Raw genomic sequence first — 535 nt, forward strand, 5'->3', positions numbered from 1 at the left:
GAACTCCACGTCGCCAGTGGTGACGACGAGGCACGCCCCTTCATCAGCGGAGAGGTCAATATCGGGGCCATTGATTGGACCCCGGATGGCAGCGGGATCTCCTTCCTCGCCAATCGGGATAGCGACGATCATCGTTCCCTCTATGTCATTCCACTGGACGGGGGTGAAGCCAAGCGGGTGCTGAGCCATGACACGGCCATTCGTTCCTATAGCTGGCACCCGGAAGGGGATCGACTGGCCTTTCTGGCCACGCAAGCTCAGGACGAGGACCGCAAGGCCCTGGAAGACAAGGGATTCAATGCCCGAGTGATCGAGGAGCGGATGCGCACGGTGGATGTCTGGACCGCCACCGCCGGCAACCCGGACAGCATTGAGCGTCTTGAGCTGGACGGCTCCGCCTCCCAGCTGCACTGGAGCCCCGACGGCGACAAGCTGGCCATGATGATTGCGCCAACACCACTGGTGGACGACGATCTCATGTTCCGCAACCCCCAGGTGGTGGACCCGGATAATGGCGACGTCCTGGCCACCTTCG

At 62.4% G+C, this 535-nt stretch carries 1 pseudogene; it reads left to right on the forward strand.

Features of this window, described 5'->3' with window-relative positions:
* Nucleotides 1-535 (forward strand): annotated as a pseudogene (locus ABD256_RS44310) (hypothetical protein); the annotation flags it as partial.

Origin of the sequence: Amycolatopsis minnesotensis (genome assembly GCF_039529815.1) — a bacterium.
Classification (GTDB): domain Bacteria; phylum Actinomycetota; class Actinomycetes; order Mycobacteriales; family Pseudonocardiaceae; genus Amycolatopsis; species Amycolatopsis minnesotensis.